The organism is Saccharothrix sp. NRRL B-16348 (genome assembly GCF_001280085.1).
Classification (GTDB): Bacteria; Actinomycetota; Actinomycetes; order Mycobacteriales; family Pseudonocardiaceae; genus Actinosynnema.
Genome location: NZ_LGED01000180.1, coordinates 1 through 25,174, shown reverse-complemented (window position 1 = coordinate 25,174; position 25,174 = coordinate 1). Strand labels below are relative to the sequence as shown.

The 25,174-nt window shown below is 66.4% G+C and carries 13 protein-coding genes and 1 pseudogene; 12 read left to right on the top strand and 2 right to left on the bottom strand.

What is annotated here, in order from left to right; translation table 11 throughout:
* The first annotated feature begins 216 nt into the window (after positions 1-216).
* The 9 genes from ADK67_RS49035 (at position 217) to ADK67_RS16695 (ending at position 18,308) form a co-directional block, all read left to right on the top strand.
* On the top strand, positions 217-921 hold the full coding sequence (locus tag ADK67_RS49035; protein ID WP_053717364.1) for a hypothetical protein: 705 nt from the start codon (positions 217-219) through the stop codon (positions 919-921).
* Positions 922-1,394: 473 nt separating this feature from the next.
* Complete coding sequence (locus tag ADK67_RS16730; protein WP_053717363.1) at positions 1,395-1,592, top strand: hypothetical protein; 198 nt, start codon at positions 1,395-1,397, stop codon at positions 1,590-1,592.
* A 406-nt stretch (positions 1,593-1,998) separates the two neighbouring features.
* Positions 1,999-2,313 carry a hypothetical protein gene (locus ADK67_RS16725; protein WP_053717362.1) on the top strand — a complete coding sequence of 105 codons (315 nt, stop codon included), beginning with the start codon at positions 1,999-2,001 and terminating at the stop codon, positions 2,311-2,313.
* On the top strand, positions 2,310-3,545 hold the full coding sequence (locus ADK67_RS16720; RefSeq protein WP_053717361.1) for a DUF6973 domain-containing protein: 1,236 nt from the start codon (positions 2,310-2,312) through the stop codon (positions 3,543-3,545). The genes ADK67_RS16725 and ADK67_RS16720 overlap by 4 nt, the downstream gene beginning before the upstream one ends.
* Before the next feature lie 310 nt (positions 3,546-3,855).
* Complete coding sequence (locus ADK67_RS16715; protein WP_053717360.1) at positions 3,856-4,245, top strand: hypothetical protein; 390 nt, start codon at positions 3,856-3,858, stop codon at positions 4,243-4,245.
* A gap of 178 nt (positions 4,246-4,423) precedes the next feature.
* Positions 4,424-8,431 (top strand): nSTAND1 domain-containing NTPase, encoded by a 4,008-nt coding sequence (locus ADK67_RS16710; RefSeq protein WP_157620469.1) that lies wholly within the window; start codon positions 4,424-4,426, stop codon positions 8,429-8,431.
* A 334-nt stretch (positions 8,432-8,765) separates the two neighbouring features.
* Positions 8,766-9,200, top strand: coding sequence for a hypothetical protein (locus ADK67_RS16705; protein WP_053717358.1), 435 nt, complete (start codon positions 8,766-8,768; stop codon positions 9,198-9,200).
* A 1,268-nt stretch (positions 9,201-10,468) separates the two neighbouring features.
* Positions 10,469-13,711, top strand: coding sequence for a hypothetical protein (locus ADK67_RS16700; RefSeq protein ID WP_157620468.1), 3,243 nt, complete (start codon positions 10,469-10,471; stop codon positions 13,709-13,711).
* Positions 13,677-18,308 carry a DEAD/DEAH box helicase gene (locus tag ADK67_RS16695; RefSeq protein ID WP_053717356.1) on the top strand — a complete coding sequence of 1,544 codons (4,632 nt, stop codon included), beginning with the start codon at positions 13,677-13,679 and terminating at the stop codon, positions 18,306-18,308. Before ADK67_RS16700 ends, ADK67_RS16695 begins: the two co-directional genes overlap by 35 nt.
* A gap of 77 nt (positions 18,309-18,385) precedes the next feature.
* Here ADK67_RS16695 and ADK67_RS16690 read toward each other — a convergent pair whose 3' ends face one another.
* Positions 18,386-21,691 carry a type ISP restriction/modification enzyme gene (locus ADK67_RS16690; protein ID WP_053717355.1) on the bottom strand — a complete coding sequence of 1,102 codons (3,306 nt, stop codon included), beginning with the start codon at positions 21,689-21,691 and terminating at the stop codon, positions 18,386-18,388.
* 264 nt (positions 21,692-21,955) lie between these two features.
* On the opposite strand from ADK67_RS16690, the gene ADK67_RS16685 reads away from it, so the two are divergent.
* From ADK67_RS16685 to ADK67_RS16675, 3 genes are read left to right on the top strand one after another with little or no spacing between them, the layout of a single operon-like run.
* Positions 21,956-22,261 carry a type VII secretion target gene (locus ADK67_RS16685; protein ID WP_053717354.1) on the top strand — a complete coding sequence of 102 codons (306 nt, stop codon included), beginning with the start codon at positions 21,956-21,958 and terminating at the stop codon, positions 22,259-22,261.
* On the top strand, positions 22,258-23,535 hold the full coding sequence (locus ADK67_RS16680; RefSeq protein ID WP_053717353.1) for a WXG100 family type VII secretion target: 1,278 nt from the start codon (positions 22,258-22,260) through the stop codon (positions 23,533-23,535). The genes ADK67_RS16685 and ADK67_RS16680 overlap by 4 nt, the downstream gene beginning before the upstream one ends.
* Positions 23,532-23,870, top strand: a complete 339-nt coding sequence (locus tag ADK67_RS16675) for a hypothetical protein (RefSeq protein WP_157620467.1) — start codon at positions 23,532-23,534, stop codon at positions 23,868-23,870. The genes ADK67_RS16680 and ADK67_RS16675 overlap by 4 nt, the downstream gene beginning before the upstream one ends.
* A gap of 411 nt (positions 23,871-24,281) precedes the next feature.
* On the opposite strand, the pseudogene ADK67_RS49030 reads toward ADK67_RS16675, so the two are convergent.
* Positions 24,282-24,694, bottom strand: a pseudogene (locus tag ADK67_RS49030) (integrase core domain-containing protein); the annotation flags it as partial.
* Positions 24,695-25,174 lie beyond the last annotated feature (480 nt).

Here is a 25,174-nt window from a genome sequence, read left to right as displayed (position 1 = left end):
ATGTCGTAGTGATCGAGATGATCGGCGGAGACGGTGCCTCTCGAATCGTCCGGCAACAAGCGGAAGCGATCTTGGACCTCCTGGTCTGGTAACAGACGCAGCAGTCGTGCGACCGCAACGACGACGATCCGCCACTCACCGTGTCGGACCCCGTCGCTACCCTGAGTGTGTGATCGGTCACCGGGTCGATCAGTTGAATCCATCCAGGGGTGGACCATGCCGGACTTCTTCACCGATGGCCAAGGCCGCGTCAGACCGATCACGAAGAAGAAGAGCGGTATCGGGGTGGTGGTTGCCGGCGTGACTGCGATGGCGGCGTTCGCCGGCGGCGGGGGAGCTGCCGGTCTGGGCGGTGTCGGGGCGGCGGCGCCAGCGGCGGCTGAGGTCGGGGTCGGGTCGGTGCGGCTGGGAGGTTCGTCGGGGCAGTTGCGGGCCCGCAAGAGCGAGGGGCAAAAGGCTGCTCGGCGCGAAGGGTCTGAGGGCGCGTGGCAGCGGATGGGGCTGAGGCAGGTCAAGCGCACCGCCAAGCAGCAGGCCGAGTGCGTCGCCGTCTCCTTCGGACAAGTGCAGCAGTTCTTCACCGCCCACCGCTGCACCCACCTGGAGCGGGTGCTGTTCGCGGTAGCCGACGAGGCGGGCAACACCGCGGTGGTGTCGGTGGCCTGGGTCGGCTTGATGAACGCCCGCAATGCACGCGAGTTCGACAGCCTCATGGAGATCCACGGCAGCGGCGACATCACTCCGCTCGGCGGTGCGTTGTTGGAGTTGGGGCACGTCGAGTTCACCGGGCTGCGCTACGGCAGCGACCGCGACGGTGCGGCGGTTACCGTCGCCGAGGCAGAAAATGCAGCTGGCGGGCAGTTCGACCACGACACCCTCGATGCCATTGCCGAGGTCGCCGCCTACCTGCCACGCCTGTGACCGCGTGTGATTTCGTGTAGCTCGCTCCCCACTGACCCGCTGGTGGTGCGTGAGGGCGGCGATCCGGGCTCGGTGAATTGCTCGGCTGAGCGGATAGCGGACGATTTCGGCGCTGTGCCAGCGGGCGAGTGGTTGGCTGCTGCGCCGGGGGTGCGGACCGAGTCTCATGCCGGATGCGGAGAACGCGTGTTCGACGGTTGAGTTCAGCTCCTGCCGCCATTCATGCTGTGGTGTGTGGAGCAAATCTGGAGCAGGCGGTGGAGTTGAACGACGTGTGACGGCTTCGAACGGCGGTGAACGGCACCGGCTGACGTGCGGCTTTTCTGTTTGCGCTGGTCAGGGAACGGCCGGACCATGCTGGCGGGTTGAGGCTCAACCTGTTAGCCGCACTTCGCTGAAGTTGTCATGGATTGCCGGGCGTTTAGTGCAGTTCGTTGATGTCTAGAATTTGAAACTTGTTCATTACTGGCTGAATGGCTGGGAAGCTCGCGTCCGGCCAGGGGTGGATCTTCGGACCGTTCCAGGTGAACTCAGTCGAGGTTTCATATCCGGCGATAGTCGAAATCGCCGTCATGTGGAACACGCTTGACCTCCAGCAGTCTTCACTGTTCGAGGTCGTTGCGGCTGGGAGTGCAGGTGGCGAGTCCTCAAAACGGATGATCCACGCCTGATCTCGCCAGTTCGGAGGCGGGCAACGATGGGCAACATTGTCACGACGATGTGTTCATCGCAAGAAGATGAACGAAGCGGTAAGAGTGCCTGTGAGGAAGCTGATAATTGTGAGTCGTGCTATGAAGCTGGGTGAGCATATTATCTTCATTTGCCCGTCCGTCCGTGCTGATTTATGGTTGGTCAACCTTATCCAGTGTTGGTCTCAGTGAACTCGGTGAAGGGTCAGGTTTCAAGCATCCTGGTGGTGTTCGTACTACATCAGGCATTCGTCCTATCGCCCGGGACCTGCGCCTCACGCCGGGCAGGCCGTGTTCGAATCTGTCCGAGAGTGCGTCCAGTGCTACCGCTGCACCGCGTAGCGGTGCTGTCATGCCGGGATCAGTCACTTCGATCAGGGGAAACACGGTGTTGGGTAAGTACGAGGTGCTCACCGGGGCGCTGAAGGAAGCCGCCGCCGCCGCGCGCAGCGCCGGTGAGGCGGCGGAGGTCCTGGATGCGGCCGATGTCTTGTGCGAGGGTATAGCTCGCGCTCTGCCCGGTTCTAAGTCGGCGGACTGCGCCGATGACCTCGCCGAATTTTGGCGGAACTTCGTGAAGAGTTGGGGTGCGGCTGTTTCCGATTACTCGGAAAAGCTCGTCGACAGTGCCGACTGTTATGAACAGCAGGAAGAAGAGGTGCAGCGCAGCTTCCTTCGGCTCGAATGGGGAACGGACGAGTGAACAGAGGTCTTTCGTACGGGCAGGTCCGAGAGTGGACCGCTGAGCCGCTCGAGGAGGTCATCCGCGTCCTCAATAGCCAGCTAGCGGCCCTGGTGGCGCTCAACGAGGACATCACGGCTGCGGAACCCCTGTCCAACTGGATGTCGGAGGCTGCGGACAAGGCTGCGGAGGTTCATGGAGACCTTGAGACCCGCATGGAGTACTTCGTCGCGTCGGTTGCCGGCGTGAGGAGGGGGTTGATCGACGTCGCGGATCGCGTTGAAGGGCTTCGTCGGGAAGTCGTAGAGGTGGAGGATCTCGCTTGCCGAGCCCAGCACGCCATCGGCGACGATGGGGAGGTGCGACCCCAGGACGGAGGGCAACCGCTGCTGTTCACCACGTTCCTGGATTCCCCGGTGTGGCAGGTGCGGATGCGGGTGCGGGCAGTGCTGGAGCGCGCCGAGCGGATCGACGAGGATCTCTCCTTCCTGTTCGACGAGGTGCTGCGAGGCGACGTGCGAGTGCCGCAAGAGGTGGATTCGCTCGGTGACGCGGCGGCGGCGGGGCACGTGTGGGGCAGCGTGCTTCACGCCCGCCTGCTGGACGACTTCCACGTCGAGGCCGACCACCGTCCGCAGACGCTCTTGGGCTCGCTGCTGGCGGAGTTCGCGAGCAGCGATGAAGGCGTGCGACTCAACCGGGGCGAGACCGACGCCCTGCTGAGCTTGGGGCGTGACGTCCCAGGCGCCTGGCTCGGTGGCTTGGCGGGGACCATCGCCGGAATCACGTTACCTCTTGGTGCGGACCTGCTGAGGTTCAACGAGGTCTCCCAGCTGGCGAGGCAGGAGGCGGTCGACCGCTTCCCTGAGGAAACGGTTGACGGCCGGGGTGACGCGTTCCGGCACACCTACTGGAACGCGCTGCTCGTGCGGGAGTTCGGTGAACGGTTCGCTGAGCAGTTCACCACCGCCCACGAGCAGAACGCCGCGGGCGGCCCGGTGAGGCACGCCATGGATCTGCATAACAACCAGGTCGGTCGGGACCTCGCCGCAGAGGGAGGACCCGGTCGGGACGGCCTGGCCGACGCGGTCGAACGAGCAGTGCGCGCGGGCGAGACGGTGCAGATCAACGCCTTGGGCGAGCTGACCAGGACGGGGAACCTGCAGTCCCAGCCCCCATCCCCTGACGTGGCCGCGCCCGAAACCGTGCGACCCGAGTGGTACGGCCGGGAGGCAGTGCGAAAACTGTACTGACATCGCTGGTCGCGTTGGAAGGCGACTGGCTCATCCGGGAGTACGACAGCCCTGTCCGGGCTGGGCAGTCCCTTGTGGGGCGTGTCCTTCGCTGGACGGGGCTGTCGTGCGTTGGTTCGACCTTCCCCGAACCGTCGCGGCACTTGTCACGCGATGTCGTCCGAGGCAGTTCGAAGGTGTCCGAAAGCCGGTGAAATCGTTGAAATCGCCGGAACCCGAGCTGTGGAATGAGCGAGCGACGCATCAAACGGACGACGCCGGGGAGCGTCGAACTCCCATCAGTTCTGAATCCAATAAGTGAGGAGTTGAAATGCGACTTTTGCGGAAATTGCTCGGCCGCACTATTGCGGTCGGAGCGGTGGCGGCATCGGTAATCGCCTTCACCGCCCTGCCCGCGAGCGCGGCTTGGCACGCGGCCACCGCAGGCGGGGACGGAGCGACGATCAGGGATTGCTACCACCCCGTCAACCTGCCACCGAACCTCGGCTGCAAGCCCGTGATCACTGTGCCGGCCTGGACTCAGGTCCGCGTTGTATGCCAGCGCCAAGGGCAGTCCATCACCGGCTACTACGGCACCTCTGACCTGTGGAACTACGTGGTCTGGGAGGGTGGGCCCAACCGTCCCGAGGGCTACGTGGCGGACGCTAACCTGGATACCGGATACCCGTACCGGATCCCTGGCGTCGGTACCTGCGCCTGACGCGGGCTCCGTGGTCGCGGCACTCGCGCCGCGACCACGGAGGCTGAACCGCGGAACTCTGCAGATATTCCATTGTGAACAGGAATTGCCTCGGTTTCGGGCAGGCTCGTACACCCGCCGGTTGGCCAATGCCGTAGCGTGACTGCAATCCGCTGGTTGGCAGTCATGAGGAGTTGCGGTGACCGATGTCCTGCAGGTCAACTCAGAAAAACCCGATCCGGATCGTTTTGTTTCCCGAAATGAATTCACCGACGCGATGGTCCTGCTGCGCGAGATCAGCGGCCTGCCGCTGCGGAAGTTAGCGGACCAGGTTGCCAAGGCGGCCGGCATGCACCGCGTCAGCCACAACACCATCGAGCACTGGTTCAAAGGCGGCCTGCCGCAACAGGGCAGTGAGCAGGTCTTCGTCCGGCTCCTGTACGAACTCGACGTCACCGGTGACGACGTCGTTCAACGCTGGCTCCAAGCGGTGCGGCGGCTTCGGTCGGCGCGGCGTCGCCGAGTGGGCCGCGCCACCCCGTTCGGCGTCGAGCCGTACCGGGGGCTGCAGAGCTTCGGGGTCGAGGACAGCGAGTGGTTCTTCGGCCGGGATGAACAAGTGACCGCTGTGCTGGACCGGTTGGCGGAGCTGGACCGGGCGTCGGGCGGCGTGCTGATGATCGTCGGTGCTTCGGGGGCGGGCAAGTCCTCCCTGCTGCGTGCCGGGGTGATGGCCGCGCTGTCGCGGGGCCGGCTGCCTGGCAGCGAACACTGGACCACCATCCTGCTGCCCGCCGCGCCCCGTCCGCTCGACCACTTGGTCGAGGTCTTCGCCGATGCACTGGGAGAAGATCGGGCGGGCGTCGAGGCGCGGTTGCGGGCAGACCCGGCTGTGGCGGGCGACTACGTGCGGAGGTTGACCCAGGCGCAAGGAGCGGTACCACCCCGGACGCGGCGAATGGTGCTGGTGGTCGACCAGTTCGAGCAAGTCCTCGCTGGGCACGATGATCAGAGCCGGTCGGCTGATAACGGGAGCGGGACCGCAGATCCGTTCGTCGCGGCTCTCTGCGCGGCAGCCACCGGCCCGGATGCAGCGCTGGTCGTGGTGGGGCTGCGGGCCGACTTCTACGCCGCTGCTCTGGCGCACCCGCCGCTCGCCACCGCCGTCCAGCGCCCAATCACCCTGGGGCCGATGGACGAACGGCAACTGGAGGAAGTGATCACTCAGCCTGCGACGAAGGCGGGCGTGAACGTGGGCCCGGAGTTCATGGCCGCGCTCCTGCACGACATCTCCTCCCGCAGCGGCCGCGCGGCGCACAGTGCCGGTGTGCTCCCCCTGCTGTCCCACGCTCTGCACATGACCTGGTTGCAGGGCCGTGGCAACGAACTGACCGCCGAGAACTACCGCGCCATCGGAGGCCTCGACGGCGCGATCAAGCACAGCGCGGAGAAGGTCTACACGGGGCTTGCGCCGGATCAGCGGGAACTTGCTCGGCGCCTGTTCCTGAGCCTGGTGCAAATCCACCCGGACAGCGCCGAGACTCGCCGCCGGGTACCACGTGTGGAGCTGGCAGAGGAGCTGACCGGGGGCAGTGGAGAAACGCGGGACGACGACGTCGAAGAGCTGTTGGACCGATTCATCGCCGAGCGGCTGATCACGGTCGACGCGGACGCGGTGGAGATTACCCACGACGCGCTCATCGCCAGTTGGCCGACGCTGCGTGAATGGCTGGAATCCGATCGCACCGGTCTGCTGCTCGCCCAGAGGCTCAAGACCGCCGCGCGCGACTGGGACCGGGACGGCCGGGAGCGCGGCCTGCTGTACCGGGGCGCCAGGCTGGTGGCCGCGCGGACCTGGGCCTCCGAGCATTCCGGCGAGCTGCCCGAGGTCGCCGTGAAGTTCATCGACGCGAGCAACCGGCACGCCCGGCGCCGCACGCGCAGGCTGTACCGGACCATCGTCGCGCTGGTTTCGCTCTTGGTGCTTACCGTGGCATCCGGCGTGGTGGCGTGGCAGCAGCGCGAAAGCGCCCTGACCGAACGCGCCACGGCAATCCGGGAACGCGACGACGCGCTGTCGCGGATGCTGGCGATCCGCGCCGGCGAACTGCGCACCAAGGACGTCACGCTCAGTCGCCAACTTGCCTTGACGGCCTACCGCACCGCGCCGACCGCGGAGGCGAGGTCGGCGCTGCTGGACGCGTCCGCCATGCGGCCCGCGGTACGGATGCTCGCCGGCGACGACACGGGCATCATGTCCGGGGTTTCGTTCCACCCCTCGGGCGAGGTGGTGGCCGCCGCGGCGGAGACGACGGTGCGCCTGTGGGACACCGCCGAGCCGGCCCGGCCCCGACTCGGCGGACAACTCGCCGGTGACGCCAAGATCTACGCGACGTCGTTCGCCCCGGATGGAAGCCTGCTCGCGGCGGCGTGTGCCGACGGCACGGTCCGGCTGTGGGATACCAGGGTGCTTGCCGAGCCGGTTCCGCTGCTCCCGCTCACCGGACTCGGTGGGAAGGTGTATTCGGTGGTGTTCAGCCAGGACGGGCGGTCGCTCGCCACCGCCGCTGCGGCGGACTCGACCGGTTCCCAGGGGTCGGTGCAGCTGTGGCAGGTGAAGGAAGATGGATCGGTGAGGGCCACCGGCGCGCCCATCCGGATCGAGGGCAGCGCGGCCAAGTCGGTGTCCTTCCACGCCAGTGGGCGGTTCCTGGCCATCGGTACGCAGGGTGGCGCGGTGGAGATCCGGGACATCACCGACCCGGCGAACCCCTCGGTCGTCTCCCGCCCCGCCGGACCGACCAAGGCGATCGGCCAACTGGCCTTCAGCCCCGACGGTCACCTGTTGGCGGCGGGGAGCGCGGACTTCGCCGCCTACGTGTGGAACGTGGAAGACCCCCGGGCGCCCGTAGCGTCGACCCCACCGATCACCGGTGCGACGAGTTGGATCAACGCAGTCACCTTCAGCCCGGACAGCACCGCCCTGGCCGTGGCGAGCTCCGACGCGGACTTGGGTGTGCGGGTGTTCGACGCGGCCACCATGCGGGTCACCGCCACCATGCCGCACCCGGCGCCCGCCACCGCGGTCAAGTTCAGCCCCGACGGCAAGTCAATCGCGACCGGGGCCAACGACGGCGTCGCGAGGTTGTGGCCGCTCGGGGCGCCGGTACTCGGCGGCATGACTTACCTGGTGAGTGCGGTGGCCTTCAGCCCCGACGGGAACGCACTGGCGGTCGGGAGCGCGGAAACCCGGCTGTGGGACACTGCGGATCCGATGCGCACCACACCGCTGAGCGCACCTTTGGGCAACCAAGACGCGTTCAACGGAACCCTGGCCTTCGCGCCGGACGGCCATGTGCTGGCCGCGGGTCAGGGCAAGTCGGGTACGGTGCGGCTTCTGGACGTCACCGACCCCTCGGACCCCGTTCCGCTCGGTCCGCTGCTTCCCGCTCACGAGCAGCAGGTCGAGGCGCTGAGGTTCAGCCCGGACGGCGACGTCCTGGCCACCGGCGGCCAGGACGGAGCGGCTCACCTGTGGGACGTCCGCGACCCCATGCGGCCCGTGCGACTGGCCACGCTCACCGGTTTCCAGAACACCGTGTCATGGTTGAGCTTCAGCCCGAACGGGCGATTCTTGGCCACGGCGAGCTTCGACAAGACGGTGCGGCTGTGGGACGTCACCGACCCCGCTCGCCCCGCCCTGCTGGGAGAGCCTTTCACCCCGACCAACCACTACACATATTCGGCGGAGTTCAGTCCCGACGGGCGGACGCTGGCGGTTAGCAGCGCCGATAGCACCGTCCGGCTGTACGACCTCGACGACCCCGCCCGACCCGAGGTGCTCGGCGCGCCGCTGACGGGGCCGACCAACTATGTGCACGCCCTGTCCTTCAACGCCGACGGCACGACCCTTGCCGCTGCGGTCACGAACGGGACGGTGTGGCTGTGGGACATGCGCGATCGCCACCGACCCGTGCACCAGGCGACTCTCACCCTGCCGACGGACGCGGTCTACACCCTCGACTTCCACCCACGCACCGACGTCTTGGCGGCGGGCTCGGCCTCGAACACCGCGTGGCTGTGGCACACCGACCCGGAACGTGCCGCCGAACTCGTCTGCGCCACCACCGGCGACCCGATCACCGAGGACGAATGGGCGAAGCACGTCCCGGGGAAGCCGTACCAGTCGCCGTGCGCCACCGAATGACATGAGGTGCAGGCAAGGGCTGTGTGGCGTGTGCGAAGTTGTACGAACTTCGAGTTCGCGGGTAGAAATCTGCCGCCAAGATGGAATTATCGACGTTGTCCTGCTGTAGTACGCCAATCGATTTTAGAAGGGGTTGCTGTGCGCGCTTCAGGGTAAGATCGTCAACCTGTCACCGACTGAAAGGGTTTGTGTCGCCATGGTTCGAAAGAAGAGGTTCCGCGTCGATTTGCGCAAGCTTATTTCCTGGACTGCGAGCCTGGCCTCTGCGACCTTCGGTCTGGTCATCCTTGCTCCGCCCGCGAGTGCCGCCCCGTACTGCGGTCCGAGCAAGTTCGTGGAGAGCATCAAGGTCGCCGAGTGGGACAAGGGGCACTTCCAGATCGTGCTCAAGCCGACGGGCGAGGCTCGGCGACACGCCGCCTTCGCGTTGAACCCGCGTGACGCTGTGGTCGACCAGTGGCACGCGGTCCAGCGCTGCGTGCCGGGGCTCCACGGGAAGTTGGCCGACACGATCTGGGATCAGCTGGAGTGCCACCAGCTCAACTCGTGGATCCCGATGCCGCGTGAGGGAGGAAACTGGGTGACCGGTCCCACGTACGAACTCGAGAGCTGGCGCCCGACCCTTCCTCGCTGGGTCAACGGCAAGGCGCTGATCTTCACCGAGTGCCTCAACCGGCTGGGCGGCGACCCTGCGGGTCCCTACGGCAGCCCTGTTCGCCCGGATGCGGGGCAGACGGACCTCCACCGAGCGTTGGCCAACATCGGCTGACATCCGCTGCCTCCAGCACTCGATCGCTCCGGCAGAGTTGCCGGAGCGATCGAGTGCTTTCACAGGTCCTCATTGGCTGCGGTGGAGAAGGTTCTGGCTCGGACGCAGGCGTCAGCGGTAGAAGCCGAAGGTGGACATGGAGCTTGACTTGGTCAAATTATCAAGGATGGTGAATGATTCGACTGGTCTCGATCCGTGTGGCACCGGAGTGGGATACTTCCCGTTCTGGGTTCGCATTGCGGAAGAGGCGATTGCCGACAATTGATCTGCTGAGCGGCTCGTGGTCGAACCCGTTGTGCCGCCAGACCTGGCCGCGGCGAATCGATGCGTGGAACGAGGAGTTCCCGCTGTCGATGACCGGAGTGACCCCGCGAGCTCGGGCGTTCCCGGCGAGGCGACGTCGGAGGCGTCGCACGACTGGGGCGCGCGATTGGCCGGGCGGCTGGCGTCGGCGCTGCCGTCATTCATGCTGCGGTTGGTGGAGCAGATCTGGAGCAGGCGATGGAGTTGAACGACGTGCGAGGGCTTTGAACGGCAGTGAACGACATCGGCTGACGTGCGGGTTCTCTGTTTGCGCTGGTCAGGGAAACCGCCGGACCATGCTGGCGGACTGAGGCTCAGCTTGGTTGGCTGCACTTCGCCGCAGTTGGCATGCATTAGCGGATGTTGGATGCAGTTCATTGGCATCTAGAATGTGAAACTCGTTCACGCTCTTTTGATCCAGTGTGAGGATCGGATCGATCTTGGGCGCAGTTGTGGAGCTGTTAAGGATATTGCATTTTGCGGGGTGTGGCAGGCTCTTTAGAGTGTTCTAAGTCCGGCTGGGGCAGCGCCGCCGGATCGTCGGAGGTTGCGAGCAGGGCGGCTGCCTCCCTTAGGTGGGTCGCTGCGGCCTTCGTTTCGCCGGTGGTGAGCTGGGCCGCCGTCAGGTTGTGCGCGCGACGTGAATAAGGCTCGTTCCGTCGTAAGAAAGACATATTCGCGATTCTGTGCCGGCCCGGTCGTCACTCGCGGACCGCTTGGCCAGGTTTGCGAGCAGACGGACTGTCTGCTGCTGTTGTTGTGAGGCATCGTTGTCTTTCGGATGCGCGGTGTAACGATAGGTCCGCCCTGGCGATGAGTCGGTCAACAGTCCTGACCGTGCGAGGAGGCTGCCGATGGTCGTAGGGCGAGGCGCGGCTGTCGGTACACCCCGGAAAGTCACGTCCGACGAGCTGCTCGACATTCGGGAAAGGCAGTGGTCTGACCGCCTTCGGGGGTGCTCGCTCGTGGCGGAGTTGGAGGTCAAGGACGAGCACTCCCGACAGGCGGCGAAGGCCCTCGGTCGGATGTACGACAAGTGGGTCGCTCGAGGACACACGGAAGTCCTCTTCACGCGCTGGCCCGCTTGCGTCGCCGTTGCCCTCACGGGGATCGCCGCCCGCGAATACCGACAGGGTGAACTGTGGCCGGAGTTGTGGAGAAGCCTGGCGTACGACGGCGACCAGCATGATCGGGTCACCTGGGGGCAGGGGTTCCACAGCGCGGTCCGACGGCTCGGCATGCCCGATTTCGCGGAGATGCGCACCAAGTACGTGGGACCGATCCTCATGCACACGGGCATCCCGACCTACTGCCTGGACGACTACTTCCACCTCGTCGCGCGCCGCAGGGCCCTCGACCCGGATCTCGACCCCGAAGGATTCCTCGACTGGGCGACCGCGGTGCCCAACAGGCTCAACGAACTGGACGTACCGGCCCGTCGGTTCCTGGAGTACGGAAGCGACTACGCACTCGACTTCGTGAGCCGCACCTACGACCTGCTGGACCGGCTCGGCGACTTCACCCCAGACCTAGAGGGCGTGGCACTGCCGACACGGGTGGTGCTCCGCGCTCAGGAACTCGTTTCCTCCGGCGTCCTGCAGCCCCAGCCGCGCCGTTCCAGCGCGTCCAGCCGCCGTCGCGCCGAACGGCCGCGTATCGGGCTCGACCCGTTCGGACGCGGCGTCGAGGTGATCCTGCCTGCGCTCTATGACATGGTCGGCGGTTCCGCTGCGTGGACGGTGACCGCCGACGGCACCACCAGGACGGTGCGCAGCCAGGCGCAGTGGGCAGGCCTGGCGGAGTCGGTGCCGCCCTCCGCATTCACGCTGTTGCAGCCGGTCCGCACGGTGGTGGTTGCGACGGACGGTGACGCCGACCGGACAGAGCTGACGGTCGTGGACGCCAAGTCACCGCTCCTGGTCTTCGCGGCCGACGGCAGGCGCTTTGCCGCCAACATGCCCCTGCCCCCGGACGACGTCTGGGTCGTCCACCCGGACGAGCACGAACTGGTCGCGGACGGTCCACTTCGGATCACCATCGAGGGCCAACTCCCACTCGGATGGATCGGCTGGAGGCTCAGACAAATGCGCCTGGCCGGCGTCCGCTCCCTGGAGCTGGCGGGTATCCCGGCCACGCGGCGTCCCATCCGCGGTCATGAACGGCCGCGAATCGAGGTCGGTCGTCCGGTCGTCGGTATCACCACCCCGTACGGCACCCCTGTGCACTCTGAACTTCCCGTCATCTGGCTGCCGGGTCGTGAGGACGCGGAAACGAAGTGGACCATCGAGCTCCGACGAAGCGGTGATGACAATCCCGTGTTGTCCACGAGCCGTACCGTGAGAGCACAGGAGTCGTTCGCGGAATTGTGGGACGACCTGCCGCGACCGGTCCTGGGGTCCTTCGACATCACGGTGCGCGGACCGCTGGGTCGCGGGGCGAACCGCACGTTGTTCGTCGCGGAAGGGCTGGAGAGCCGTTTTCAGCCCGGGGTCCGCCTTTTCGAGGGACGCGGTCTCGAACGCGGGCGGGCGGAACTGATCGCACCGGTCGGGGCCACGGCTGCTCCACGCGTCCTCGACTTCGCCTCCGACGTGAAGGCTGAGGTCGTCGAGTACCGCACTTCGACCGAGACTGAACCCCTGGTCGTCATGCCGCCGCACCTGGAGGTGATGCACGAGCAAGCCGATCAGTCGCTGGTCTGGTCGGCTGGGTCGCTGCGCATCGCCGCCGATGTGTTCGCCGATCAACCAGGCGAGCTGCTGGTCCGCATCCCTGGGGCTGCCACCATCCCACCGCTCCAGGTGGTCGCGCCCGGTGCGGTCGTCCAGACGGTGCCGCCGAGTGGTCGGGTCGAGGCCGGTACGGCGCGCTACAGCCTGGTCCGCATCGCGGACACAGTCGCCGAACACCACGGCGCGGAGCTGGTGCTCGATCTCGGTGGGACGCCGGTCAGAGTGGCGACCGTCCGGCCACGCCGGCTCGCGGAGGGCATCCGGCGAGCGGACGACCGCCTCCAGCTGGTCGAGCCGGTCCTGATAGAAGGACTCACCGCGGGCATCTATGCGACCACGGCGCCGTGGCGCGGTCCGACTGTCGTGCCGGTAGCCGGCGACGGCAGTGTGCTTCTGCCACCGGAGTTGCGCCACGCGGGGGCCCTCTTGGTGGAGCTGCGCGTTGACGACCCCTGGGTGCCCGTCGAGTGGCCCAGCTGGCCCGAGCGGTACACAACGGTGCCCGGCGAAGGACACCTGGCCTCCGAGGATCCGGAAGAGGAGGCGTTGTCCGGGTTCGTCGCGGGTGGGAGCGACTTCCCAGGGAACGTCCAGGACCTCAGCCGGCTGTGGACGCTGATCCACCTGGCACCCCGGCTGCGCCAAGTCCATGAGGTCGTGGAGTTCCGGGACGCGTGCGCGCGCCCGTTGCGGTGGAACACCATCCATGCGCTCGAGGCGCTGGTCGGCCTGCACCTGACGCCGGAGGAGACCGTGACCGCCGTCATTTCGGCCGGACTGGCATCGTCTCTCGTGCCCGGTAGCCACCACGCGGAAGCGGCACGGCGGCTCTGGGCGATGTCACCCCTGGCCGGAGCCCTGGTTGGAGCCGCCGCGGACGAAGAGTGCCTCCACTCCGCCCGCCGTCAGTGCGGTGACTCCGTCGACGTGATCGTCGCCGAGGGGAAAGACCCGCACGCGGGTGTGGGGCGGTTCGGCCCCGAGGTGGTTCCGTTGACCGCCATGTCGCCCCAGCAGTTGGAGGGCCTGTGGCGGGCCGCACAAGTGGTGCCGCACGGCTTGCTGGACGCCGACAACAGGGCAGTGGCCGCCCGCCGGCTGTTCGACCGGCGTGACGAAGACGGTGTCAGGAAGGTCGGGCAGTCGGCCTCGACGTGGCTGAGGAGCTTGCCGGACCTGGTGGCGGACCGACCGGTGCTCCGGGCCCAGATCGAGGCCCGCAAGCCACCGGTGGGCAGGACGGGGTGGTGGGCCATCCCGGCCGCGTCCTCCGCGTTCGCCATCGTCGCGAGGCTCGCGGCGAGAGGGGTTCCAGCTTGTCGCAGTGTCGAGCGGGGATTCCGTCAAGTGTGGGCGCGCTTGGCGGAAATCGCTCCCGAACTGGCCGTACTCGACCTGGTCCTGGCCGAGCTGTTGATCACGTATGAAGAGGAGGGGCGGAGTGAGCCGCACCTTGGATTCCCTGGCGACCAGTGAACTCATCGTCGAGAGCTACCGGCGGTACCTGGGGTCCCTGCTCCCGGTCCGGGAGCCGCGGATCGCGAACGCACTCGCACAGGAGATCGCCCGGAGCCCCATGCTCACCAAGGGGCCGTTGCTCGAAGCCACACCGCCGTACGCCACCGGGGCCACCTTGCGCCAGCTGATCGACCAAGGCGTCCTCAGCCCGTCCTTCGCTGACTTGGGGAGCCGGGCGTTGCCTCTCGACCGTCCGCTCTACCGGCACCAGGAGCAGGCGCTGCACAAGGCGGCGCAAGGCCGCAACCTCGTGGTGGCCACGGGCACGGGATCCGGCAAGACGGAGAGCTTCCTGCTCCCCGTCCTGGACTCGTTGGTCGGCGAACACGCACGCGGCGAGCTCGGACCGGGGGTGCGCGCCCTACTTCTGTACCCGATGAACGCCCTCGCCAACGACCAGCTCAAGCGGCTCAGGAGTCTGCTGGCGGACATCCCCGCCATCACGTTCGGTCGCTACACGGGGGACACGCCGGACAGCGTTCGTCGAGGTGTCGAGTCCTTCGAGGCGCTCAACCCAGGGGAGTCGCGCCTGCCGAATGAGTTGCTCAGCCGCGAGGAGATGCGGGCGCGGCCCCCGCATCTGTTGTTGACCAACTACGCGATGTTGGAGTACCTGCTGCTCCGACCGGCTGACCTGGAGCTGTTCGAGGGACGGAGCTGGCGGTACATCGTCCTGGACGAAGCCCACGTCTACGACGGGGCCAAGGCCGCCGAGGTCGCCATGTTGCTGCGCAGGCTGCGTGACCGGGTGGCACCGGATGCGAAAGTGCAGTGCATTGCCACGAGCGCGACCGTCGGGGACGACCCGGTCAAGGTGATGACTTTCGCGACCAAGCTGTTCGACGCCCCTTTCGATTGGGTGGAGGACGACACGACCCGCCAAGACCTGGTGCGGGCAGCCCGGGTGGACATGCCGGCGGGACCGTTCTGGGGACCGCTTTCCGGGTCCACCTACCTCGAACTCTCCCTCGAAACCGATCCCGGGGCAGAGATCCTGCGACTCGCCAAGGAGCACGGGTTCGCCGCCGATGACGCCGGCGCGGCGCTCGCTCACGAACTCGGCATGGCCGAGCTGCGGACCAAACTGGCTCAACGTCCGGACACTCTAGACACGCTCGCCGTCGAACTCCTGCCGGAGGAGGAACACCGGCGCGAGGTCTTGGCGGCGATGGTCGCGGTGGGGAGCGCGGTCCACGACAGCGGTGGCTCCCCGGTGCTGTCCGCTCGCTACCACCTGTTCGCCCGAGCCACCGAAGGCGCGTTCACCTGCCTGACCGCATCCGGGCCGCACGTGTCCCTCGGCCGGCACGAGACGTGCCCGTCCTGTGATGGTGCGGTATTCGAGTTCGGTGCTTGCAAGCGGTGCGGAGCCGTCCACCTCACCGGCACAGTGCTCAACGGTGACCGGTTCGTCCCGCGCGCCGGCGGAGAGGGCAGGAAAGGTTGGCTGCTGCTCGGTGACGCGCCGATGCTGGTGGACCAGGACGACGACGCGCTCGAGGACACTCGACCCCTCGCCGCTCAGGACCGTTATCTCTGCGTGTCTTGCGGCACGCTCCACACCACCCCGCGCACCGACTGCGGGAAGGCGGGCTGCACCGGTGACCTGCATTGGCCCGTCCGGCTGCTCGACACGCACGAGGACTCACCCAGCGGGTGCGCCTCGTGCGGCGCGAGGGGCCAGTCCGGCATGGTGCGCTTGTTCGAGAGCGGTAACGACGCGGCGGTATCCGTCCTGGCGACCGCTCTTTACCAAGCGCAACCGCCGTCACCCGACGACGACCTGGCCGATCAGCCCGGTGAAGGCCGCAAACTGCTGACGTTCAGCGACAGCAGGCAAGCTGCCGCGTACTTCGCGCCCTACCTGGAAACGAGCTACTCGAGCATCCAGTACCGCACGCTCCTGCTGAAAGGACTGGCTGCGGCGACCGGTGACGAGGAGTCGGCCAGTATCCCCGACCTGGCCTTCCACACGGCGAAAGCCGCCGATCGCGCCGGCGTCTTCACCCGCCGCATGTCTCGTCAAGAGCGGGAGCGCGAAGTCCTGTTGTGGATCATGCAGGAATTGGTGTCCGTCGACGACCGCCAGTCCTTGGAGGGCTTGGGACTGCTCCGGGTCGAGATGGGTCGCGGCCGCGGTTGGCAGCTTCCCCCACCTCTCCGTGCCCTCGGGCTCACGGAGGACGAGGGGTGGGCGTTCCTGGAGGAACTGCTGCGCAGCCTGCGACAGCAAGGTGTGCTGGACATGCCGGAGGGGGTCGACCCGAACGACGAGGCGTTCGATCCACGCCGAGGGCCCATCTACGTTCGCGAGGACGGCGCCGAACGCAAGCGGAAGGTGCTGAGCTGGCTGCCCACGCGAGGGGTGAACCGTCGGCTCGACTACGCGGACCGCGTCCTGCGGGCGCTGGGTTCGGACATGGACGCCGCCGCACTCCTGCGCGGGTGTTGGAAACTGATCACCAGCTGGCGGGATGGATGGTTGACCACGGAGAACATCCGCGGACTCGGCACGGTCCGCAGAATCGACCACACCTGGCTCAAGCTGGCATCGACGACGCGTCCCGTGCACCGCTGCCACCTCTGCCGGCGGATCACGTCACTCTCGGTTCGGGGCGTCTGCCCCACGCTCGGGTGCTCAGGGCGGCTCCACGAGTTCACCCTTCCGCCCGCAGCCGAGGACGACAACCACTATCGGCTGATGTACGCGTCGATGAACCCGGTGCCCATGCTGGCGATGGAGCACACCGCGCAGTGGACCAGCCAGGAAGCCGCTGACATCCAACAGCGGTTCGTCAACGGACAGGTCAACGTCCTGTCGTGCTCGACCACCTTCGAGCTTGGTGTGGACGTGGGGGAACTGCAGTCTGTGGTCCTGCGGAACATGCCCCCGACGACCGCGAACTACGTGCAGCGTGCCGGTCGGGCGGGCCGGCGCACCGACTCGGCGGCGTTGGTGGTGACCTACGCGCAGCGGCGCTCCCACGACCTCACGCGCTACGCCGACCCCGTCTCGATGATCGCGGGCGAGACCCGGGCGCCACACGTGCCCCTCGGCAACGAGCGGATCGACCGGCGCCACGCCCACTCGATCGCGCTGTCCGCGTTCTTCCGGCACGCCAAGCGGACCGCCGGTGAGACCTGGTCGACCGCTGGTGACTTCTTCCTCGGTGACCGGGCGCCGTCCACTCGCGTCCACGCGTTCCTCTCGCCTGTTCCACCGGAGGTCCGCCAGTCGTTGGTGCGCGTCCTTCCCGAACGAGTCCGGGATGAGATTGGCGTGGACACCGACGCGTGGGTGGACGAGTTGGGGAAGCTGCTGGAGGAGGTTCGCGCCCAGCTCGTTCAGGACGTTTCGATCTTCGAGGAGCGGAGGCTGCGGGCCTTCGAGGACCGGAAGGGCTACCTCGTCACCCGCTACGAGATGGCGATCAACACGCTCACCAAGCGGGATCTTCTGGGTTTCCTCGCCAACCGGAACGTCCTGCCGAAGTACGGGTTTCCCGTCGACACCGTCGAGCTGCGCACCACCTACTCGAGCTCCCCGGTCGGCCGCAAGCTGGAACTCACACGCGACCTGTCCGCGGCCATTCATGAATACGCCCCAGGTGGCGAGGTCGTGGCAGGTGGCCACCTGTGGCGCTCGGGAGGCGTCTACAGGCTTCCCGACCGGGAGCTGATCGGCAAGCACTACTTCGTGTGCGAGCACTGCCGGCACTACTGGGAGGGCGAAGACGACATCGATCCGACCTGTCCCTCATGCTCGGTGCTCGCGACCCGCGCGCCGAGGCAGTACTACGTCCCCGAGTTCGGCTTCGTCGCGGAGCCGGAACCGCGTCGAACCACCACCACGCCGCCGAAGCGGAGCTGGAACGGGGCGACCCACGTCCTCGCGCTGGCGGCCGAGGCGACTACCACGACCACCTGGCTGGCGCCCAGCGGTGGAGCCTTGGATGTAGTGGCCGGGTCGCGCGGTCGATTGATCGCCCTTTCCGAGGGGCCTAACCGCGCGGGATACCTGATCTGCGATTGGTGCGGTGCCGGTCGTGCGCTCGACGGCAGTAGGCCGAAATCGACGCACGAGCACCTGCTCCGGGGCACCGAGTGCACGGGGCCGATGAGGCAGCGCTCACTCGCTCACCCTTACGAGACGGACCTGATGAATATCACCTTCGGTCCCCTGGTCGGGCCTCCGACACCCGACCCTGGTGCTTGGCGATCGCTGCTGTACGCCCTGCTCGAAGGTGCGGCCGAGCGACTGGAGCTGAACAGGGATGACATCGACGGCACCCTTCACCCGCGTCCGGGCGGCGGTATCGGCATCGTCCTGTTCGACACCGTTCCCGGAGGTGCCGGTGGGGTACTGCGCATCGCCGAGGCGCTGGACGGGGTCGTCGAGGCGGCGCGGGATCGGGTCCGCGACTGCGACTGCGGTGCCGAGACCTCTTGTTACGGCTGCTTGCGCGGATATCGGAACCAGCGGTTTCATGAGGAGCTGACCCGGCAGTCCGCGTTCGACGTGCTCGAACTGCTGGCCGGCATGTCGAAGGTATGACGCGGGGTGACGAGGTCCGCAAAGACGACAAGGTTCACCGGATACCTGACGACCGACCGGTAAGTAGGTTCCGAGACCTAATCTGTTGAGAACAGGTCGGGTTGCGTGCTTGGCCTGGGCGGCTTCTTCGCGGTGATCGGTACCGGGAGGACGCCTGCGGTTGACAGGTCGTCCACGGTGATGAGCGGCTCTTCGAGGATGTCTCGGAGCAGGCGGTCCTGGCGAGGTTCGAGCGCTCCGAGGAGTCCAAGCACGTGGATGAGGTCGAGCAGTTCGCTCGTGTTCGAGGAAGTCCAAGTGGTGGGGACGATGTGGTCAAGGTCTGACCTGCGGTTGCCGGAGGGGTTCTTCTTGCGGTATCCGAACCAGTGTCTGACCACCCGCATGCCGCCGACCTCGTAGTTCCACACCTCGGGCGCGACCGGGGCAACGGTGCCGGCACCGATGTGGAGTGTTCTCGTGCTTTCGTCGTAGGTGATGCGTTCCGGCATGCCGTGTTCGGTGTCCGGTATGCCAAGCCGAACCTTAGGTCGATCATCAGGCATCCGAGGAGGTCCACTGCGGCGGCCAGCTGCGGGGTCGACGAAGCGCTCGCCGTAGGTGTGGAGCCAAACCACCTCTTTGCCGGTGCGTACAGCGTTGTCCCACAGGCGGGGATTGGAGGTTAGTGGAACACGGACGCCCGGTGTCGCGAGGTCTGCCGCGAAGTGACGGGTGAACGCCTGGTGAGCGGTAATTCCGGCGATGTAGGCGACCAGATCGGTGGCCGTCACCTGGGTCTCAAGCCGGCTTTCGAGGCAGGCGAGCAGTCCTGGCGTGATGTTCGGAGCAGATGCCCCGGCATTCAGGTACAGAGGTAGTGTACGGCCGCCTCCGTGACCCGAATGGTGGTCCATGTCGGGTAGGAGCGAGGTGAAGACCAAGGCAGGACCGGTCTTGATCGGGTCCGCGTGTCGCTCGATGAGGAAGATCTGTTGGTCGCTGAGCGTCGACCAGAGCGCTGTGCGTGGCGTCGCGATCAAACGCGCATCGGGGATCAACCATTGGCGATCGAAACTCCGGTAACCAACACGAACCGGATTGGGTATTTCGCTCTGCTCGTAGAGGAAGGCCGTTGGGTTGTGAGGGAAGCCTGGAAGAGGTGGATTGATTCGGCGAAGGCTCGCGTCACGGCTTTCTCGGAACAAAGCGGTTTTGGCTGCCAGGGGCGCTGACACCAGGGTGCGCCACCGTTGGGCCAGTGTTTCCTTGTCGGGTGCGTAGACCCAGGTCCGGTTGGGTTTGACGCCAGGGGACGCCCAGGGCATGAGATCTGTCATGGTCGGCATGGAGAGCCACTGCGTGCGGGCGGGTGCTTGGAACGGATCATGCCACCCGTCGGAGCAGGCTTGCCATCCCGTCGAGTCCGGGTGAAGGGCATTCAGGGCGGCCGCCTTTTCTGCGACGGTCCCGGTCACGGCGATGCGCCGGATGCGGGCTGGGGTAGTGGTGTCGGCTTGGCCACGGCGGACGAAGACCGCCACGCAGATGGGTTGCTGGTTCTCCGGGAAGAAGCGGGTGTTCACCGGAGGTTGGTGGCCTTCGGGAGTGAGGTCGATGATCCAGCCTTCGTCGGCTGTCTCTCTCAGGTACCGCCGCATGCCCGCGAGCCCGGGAGAGGTGGTGAAACCGGCTGAGCAGACGAACGCGACCATCCCGGCGGGGTGCTTGGGGTGGGCGTCGAAGACCTTCCACGTCGCCCAGCGCCAGAAGTAGACGTACTTGTTGTGCAGTGTGTACTCGCGGCTGCCGTTGTCGGCCGTCCGGAACGCGTCCAGGGTGGGCACCGCGATCCTGTTGTTCGACCGGCCTTCGATCCACGGCGCCGTGCCACGCACCTTGTCCACGTATGGCGGGTTGCCTATCACGACCATGACCGGCTCTTCCTGTTTGACGCGGTTCGCGCCGCGGCGCGACTTCTCCATCGCTCCGTACATGCTTCCCATCTGGAGTATCTGCACGCGAGGGTCGTCCAGGGTGTCGGCGAGGAAGCGACGTTCCTTGGCCGGAGCTTCGGCCTGATGCCGCTTCTTCAGCAGGCTGTGGATGCGCAGCTCGGCGACGGCGTAGGGGGCGGCTTGGTTCTCGAAACCGATCAAGCGGTCGGAGAACTCGCGCAAGTGGGGTGCGACGGCCCCAGGGCCTTCCTCGGCCTCCACGGTGTGCGCCACCGTGTTGACGACCTCCGCGAGGAAGCTGCCGGTGCCCATGGCCGGGTCGACCACGATGACGTCCCGGTCGGCGAAGCCCCGGTTGCGGCCGAGCCGTGAGCGAAGGATGTCGTCGACGAACCTCGTGGTGAACGAGACCAGCTCCGCGGGTGTGTAGTAGACGCCGCTCTTCTTGCGGAGCTTTGGGTCGTACTCGGCCAGGAAGTTCTCGTACAACGTGGCGTAGGAGTCGTCCGGGAACGGTGCCCAGTCCACTACTTCGAGCACCCTGAGCATCGTGGTCAGCGCCACGCTGTGCTCGTCTTCGGGTTGGTCGGTGAGGACGGTGAGCGCGCGGCCCATCAACGAGTGCTTCTTGCCCAGCAGCCTCGCGATCTCCCGGATCGGCTTGCCGTTGAAGTCGACGCCCTCTACTCGAGCGAGCAGGAGGGCGAAGGTCACGGTCTGCGAGTATTGGTCGGCGAACTCGAGGTCGGTCACGTTGGGGAACAGCGCTTGGCGCCAGTCCATCGCCAGCCCGGTGAACGTTCCGCTGGTCGACGCCCCGGACAGCTCTCGTGCCAGTTCGGCGGCGACGTCGTCCCGCAGGAGGCGACAGAGGTTGGCGACGACCCGTACCAGTTCGTCCAGTGAACGGGGTTGTTCGGGCTGCCAGAACAGGAAGCCGGTCATCACTTGGGCGAAGTCCATGCCGACCGCCCGCAGCCTGCTTCCGGCTTGATCGAGGCCCGGCTCCAGACGCGCCACCCTGCCTTGGAGCTTCCCGAAGGTGTAGCGCGTGAACTGCTCGCCGTCCGTGTAGAGGACGTTGGGCAGCAAGCGCAGCGCCTCCCACTGCCTGAGGTCGTGCTTGCTGGGAGAGGTCCAGTTCTCCGGTGTGCCGTGGCCGGGCTTCTTCAGTTCGACGTACCCGATGCGTGCGCCGTTGACGTCCACTGCGTAGTCCGGGCGGACCGACAGGTCGGGCAGCCGCGTTTCACCGATCATGGTGACGGACAGGAAGAGACTTTCGGCGATCTTGGACACCATGCGCTCGAAAGGACCGCGTAGGTGGTCCTCGGCTGAGCCGTCGTGGGTCCGCAGTTTCTTGGTCACTTCGCGGCCGAACGTGGCGATGACCTTGTCGAAGTCGATGGCGTCGGGCTTGGTCCTCGGCGTGCGGCGAGTAGGCATCGTCTGCTCCTGTCAAAGCAGAGAACGGCCAAGATCTCCAGGAGAACTCACGGCGCTTTTAGTTGTATGTACGGCTGATGGGTACTTCGAACGCGAATCGGTAATACCTGCGGTGGGCGCGGAACCGGTCGTCAAGAGCTATCCGGGCATGTGTGACACGTCGGTTCGACTGATCGGGTTACCTGTCCTCGATCCGAAGGTCGTCCGTCGGCCTGTCGCGTACAAAGGCTGCTGTTCGTACCGCCGACGAGACCGGAGGCTCGGGTGGCGTTCGAGGTGGTGCCCGGTGAGGTTCGGGAGCACGCCGAGCAGGTCCAGGGGCAGGGGGACGTGTTGGCGCAGGCGTTGGACGCGGCGCGTCAGGTGTCGATGTCCGCGGATGCGTACGGGGTGCTGTGTCAACCGTTCACGCTGATGCTCGAACCGTTGGAGAAGTGGGGCGTGGAGGCGTTGTCCCAGGCGGCCGAGGCACTGGACTCGATGGCGGAGTCATTGAAGGTGACCGCCGAGGTCTACGAGCAGGTCGAGAGTGACAACGTCGACCGGTTCGACAGGTTGGGGCACGGGTGAACAACCCGTTCGTCGCGAAACCGGAGGACGACACCACCGCGATCACCGGGATCGGCCTGCTGGAGGCAGGGCAGGCCGCGCTGGACGGGATCAACAACGGCGATTGGGTCGAGGCAGGCCTGGGAATCGTCGGTGCCGGGCTTGAAGCGCTCGGTGTCTACATGGACCCGGTTGGCACGCTGGCGTCCTACGGGGTCGGGTGGTTGATCGAGCACGTCCAGCCGTTGCAGGACATGTTGAACGACCTGGCCGGGACACCGCCGGTCATCCGCGCCTACGCGCAGACCTGGCGGAACATCAGCGAAGGCGTCGAACGGACGGCAGGTGACCTGGAGACCACGTCGCGTGACCGCACTGCCGGGTGGCGCGGTGCCGCAGGTGACGCGTATCGGGCGCGTGCCGGAGAAGTGGTCGACGCGCTGCGTGGTGCGTCGAGGGTGTGCAGCGGTGTGGGCGCGGTGGTCACGGTCATGGGTGAGATCGTGGCGGCGGTGCGGGAGTTCGTGCGCGACCTGATCGCCGACGCGGTCGGCAGGCTCGTGGTCTGGGGACTGGAACTTCTCGTCACGGGTGGTGCCGCGGCGCCGGTGGTGGCGATGCAGGCCACCAGCCTGGTTGCCAAGTACGCCGCCAAGATCGCGGACGTGGTGCGCAAGCTGCTCAAGACCATTTCCAACGTGGCAAGACGGCTCGACGGGCTCGCCGAGGTGCTGCGCATGGCATGGCGCAAGCTCAAGGAGTTGGTCGACAGGCTCCGTCGGAAGGACCCGGATCCGCAGCACAAGGACCCGCGCGAGGCCGACCGGCAACGTCGGGAGCAGGAGAAGCAGGAACTTATCGCCGAAGCTCAGGACAACGGCGTGAAGATCTCTCCGGACAAGGTCGTCGAAATCGGCAGGGACCCCAACGGGAAGATCGTCTTTCTGGAGGAGGGCGGGGTCAATCCGCGTACCAACAAGGAGTCCGGCCTTGCGCACGTGATGAAGCACAAGGAGGAGTTCACCGCCGCGGGGATTTCTGAGGACAAGATCGCCGAGGTGGTGCACCGAGCGGCCGCCGAAGGCAAGTACACGGGCTACTACCAGGGCAAGCCGCCCGGACGACCGATCTTCGAGGTCCAGTACGGTGGCCAGACGCACTACATCACGGTGTCGGTGGGCGACAACGGCTTCATCGTCGGCGCCAACATCCGCAGTGCGTCCACACCGTTCAAGGACGCGCGACGTGACCCGCGTGCGGAGGCGGATCCGAACTACCGAGGATGGGGAGAATGAGCCGACTGATCTCGGTCCGAGTGGCGCCGGAGTGGGAGTGCTACCCCTTCTGGGTCCGTACTGCGGACGAGGTTATCGCTGACAACTGCTCTGCCGAGCGGCTCGTGGCCGAGTTCGGTGCACCTGAGGACTTGGCGAAGGCGATCGACGTGTGGGACGACGAGTTCCAGGCCGTGTACAACCGCAGCGATCCGGAGAGCTCGGGCTTCCCCGACGAGGCGACCACGGCGGCGTGGCATGAGCGGGGTGAGCGGTTGGTTGAGCGGTTGGCCGCGGCGTTGCCGGTGCGGATCGAGTTCCACACCGCGCGTGGGGACCGTGTGTTCGGCGGTTGAGGCCGGCACCCTTTGGCGCCGTTCATACTGCGGTGTGTGGAGCAAATCTGGAGCAGACGGAAGAGTTCAGCGACGTGCGACGGCTCCGAACGGAAGTGAACTGCGCCGGCTGACGTGCTGGTTCTCTGTTTGTGCTGGTCAGAACACTTGTGGAACAGCACTGGCGGAGTGAGGCTCTGCTTCCTGTTAGCTGCACTTCTCCGCAGTTGGCATGCATTGGCGGGTGTTGGGCGCAGTTCGTTGATGTGGTGGGGTCCGTGCGTCTCGGTTATGAATGCAGCGCGTGGATTGCCTGGCTGACCAGACCCAGTAGGTGTGCTGAACCGCGCACCCCATCTGCAGGGCGGTGGTCACGTCGTGGGCGTGTCGGCGGAGGGAGGCCGGTGCAGGGCTTCGACCTCGGCGTGTAGGCGAGGCCATGACGTTGATGACGCCGTCGAGAAGCCGGGTTACTGGCGGTTGGTTTCCAGCGGCAGTGTGGGGTCGATGGTAGTTGTAGTGCACGTTCCAGACGGCCAGGGCGTCGGTGCGTTGCTGTTCGCTGGTCCAGACGTGGGCGTGGAGGAATTCTTCGGTGAGGATGCGGTTGTAGCGTTCGACCTTGCCGTTGTGGCGCGGGGTGTAGGGCTTGATGCGCTGGTGGCGGGCTCCGAGCAGGGCCTTGGCGAAGTCGTGGGCGCGATAGCAGGAGCCGTTGTCGGTGATGATGCGGTGGATGTGGCCGATGCCGTGGGCGGCGAAGAACGCCCTGGCCGGTGCAGGAACCCGATCGCGGTGACCGCTTTCTCGTCGGGCAGGGCCTCGGTGTAGGCCAGGCGGGAGAACCACAAACGGATCAGCCAAGGCGACACCAAGACCGAAGCCCTGCGCGTCCTGCGACGCCACCTGGCCGACATCGTCTACCACCGGCTCAGGCACACCAGCCCTACGCCCCACGGTCAGCCTGCCGCCGCTTGACATAGGAGATTCACGGACGGGTCTTTCTGCGCGGCGGACGAGTTGGTCGCACTTCTCATCCTGCCGTCGGAAGACCTGTCCGCCCGTTCAGCCCCGCCCCGCCGTCACCAACGTCACGACCCGCAACAACTAGGGACAGCTGCTCGTACCAGCGGGTGATTTGACGCAGGTGTGTGTTCGGACGAATGCCCGTGCTCGTGGCAAAACGGGTCGTCCGACCGACGTGGCCTGCTTTGATGATGGCGGCTTAGTACTCCAGCCGCAGTTCGTGATGTTGTGTCTGTCTTCGCTGGTAGTGGGCTTGTTTGGCGCGGTGTTGGTGGCGTCTGCGCCAGTGGGACCAGCTC

Coding starts and splice junctions, on each gene's coding strand:
- ADK67_RS16730 (WP_053717363.1), top strand. CDS start 1,395: ATGGCTGGGAAGCTCGCGTCCGGCCAGGGGTGGATCTTCGGACCGTTC.
- ADK67_RS16675 (WP_157620467.1), top strand. CDS start 23,532: ATGAGCCGACTGATCTCGGTCCGAGTGGCGCCGGAGTGGGAGTGCTAC.
- ADK67_RS49035 (WP_053717364.1), top strand. CDS start 217: ATGCCGGACTTCTTCACCGATGGCCAAGGCCGCGTCAGACCGATCACG.
- ADK67_RS16690 (WP_053717355.1), bottom strand. CDS start 21,691: ATGCCTACTCGCCGCACGCCGAGGACCAAGCCCGACGCCATCGACTTC.
- ADK67_RS16715 (WP_053717360.1), top strand. CDS start 3,856: ATGCGACTTTTGCGGAAATTGCTCGGCCGCACTATTGCGGTCGGAGCG.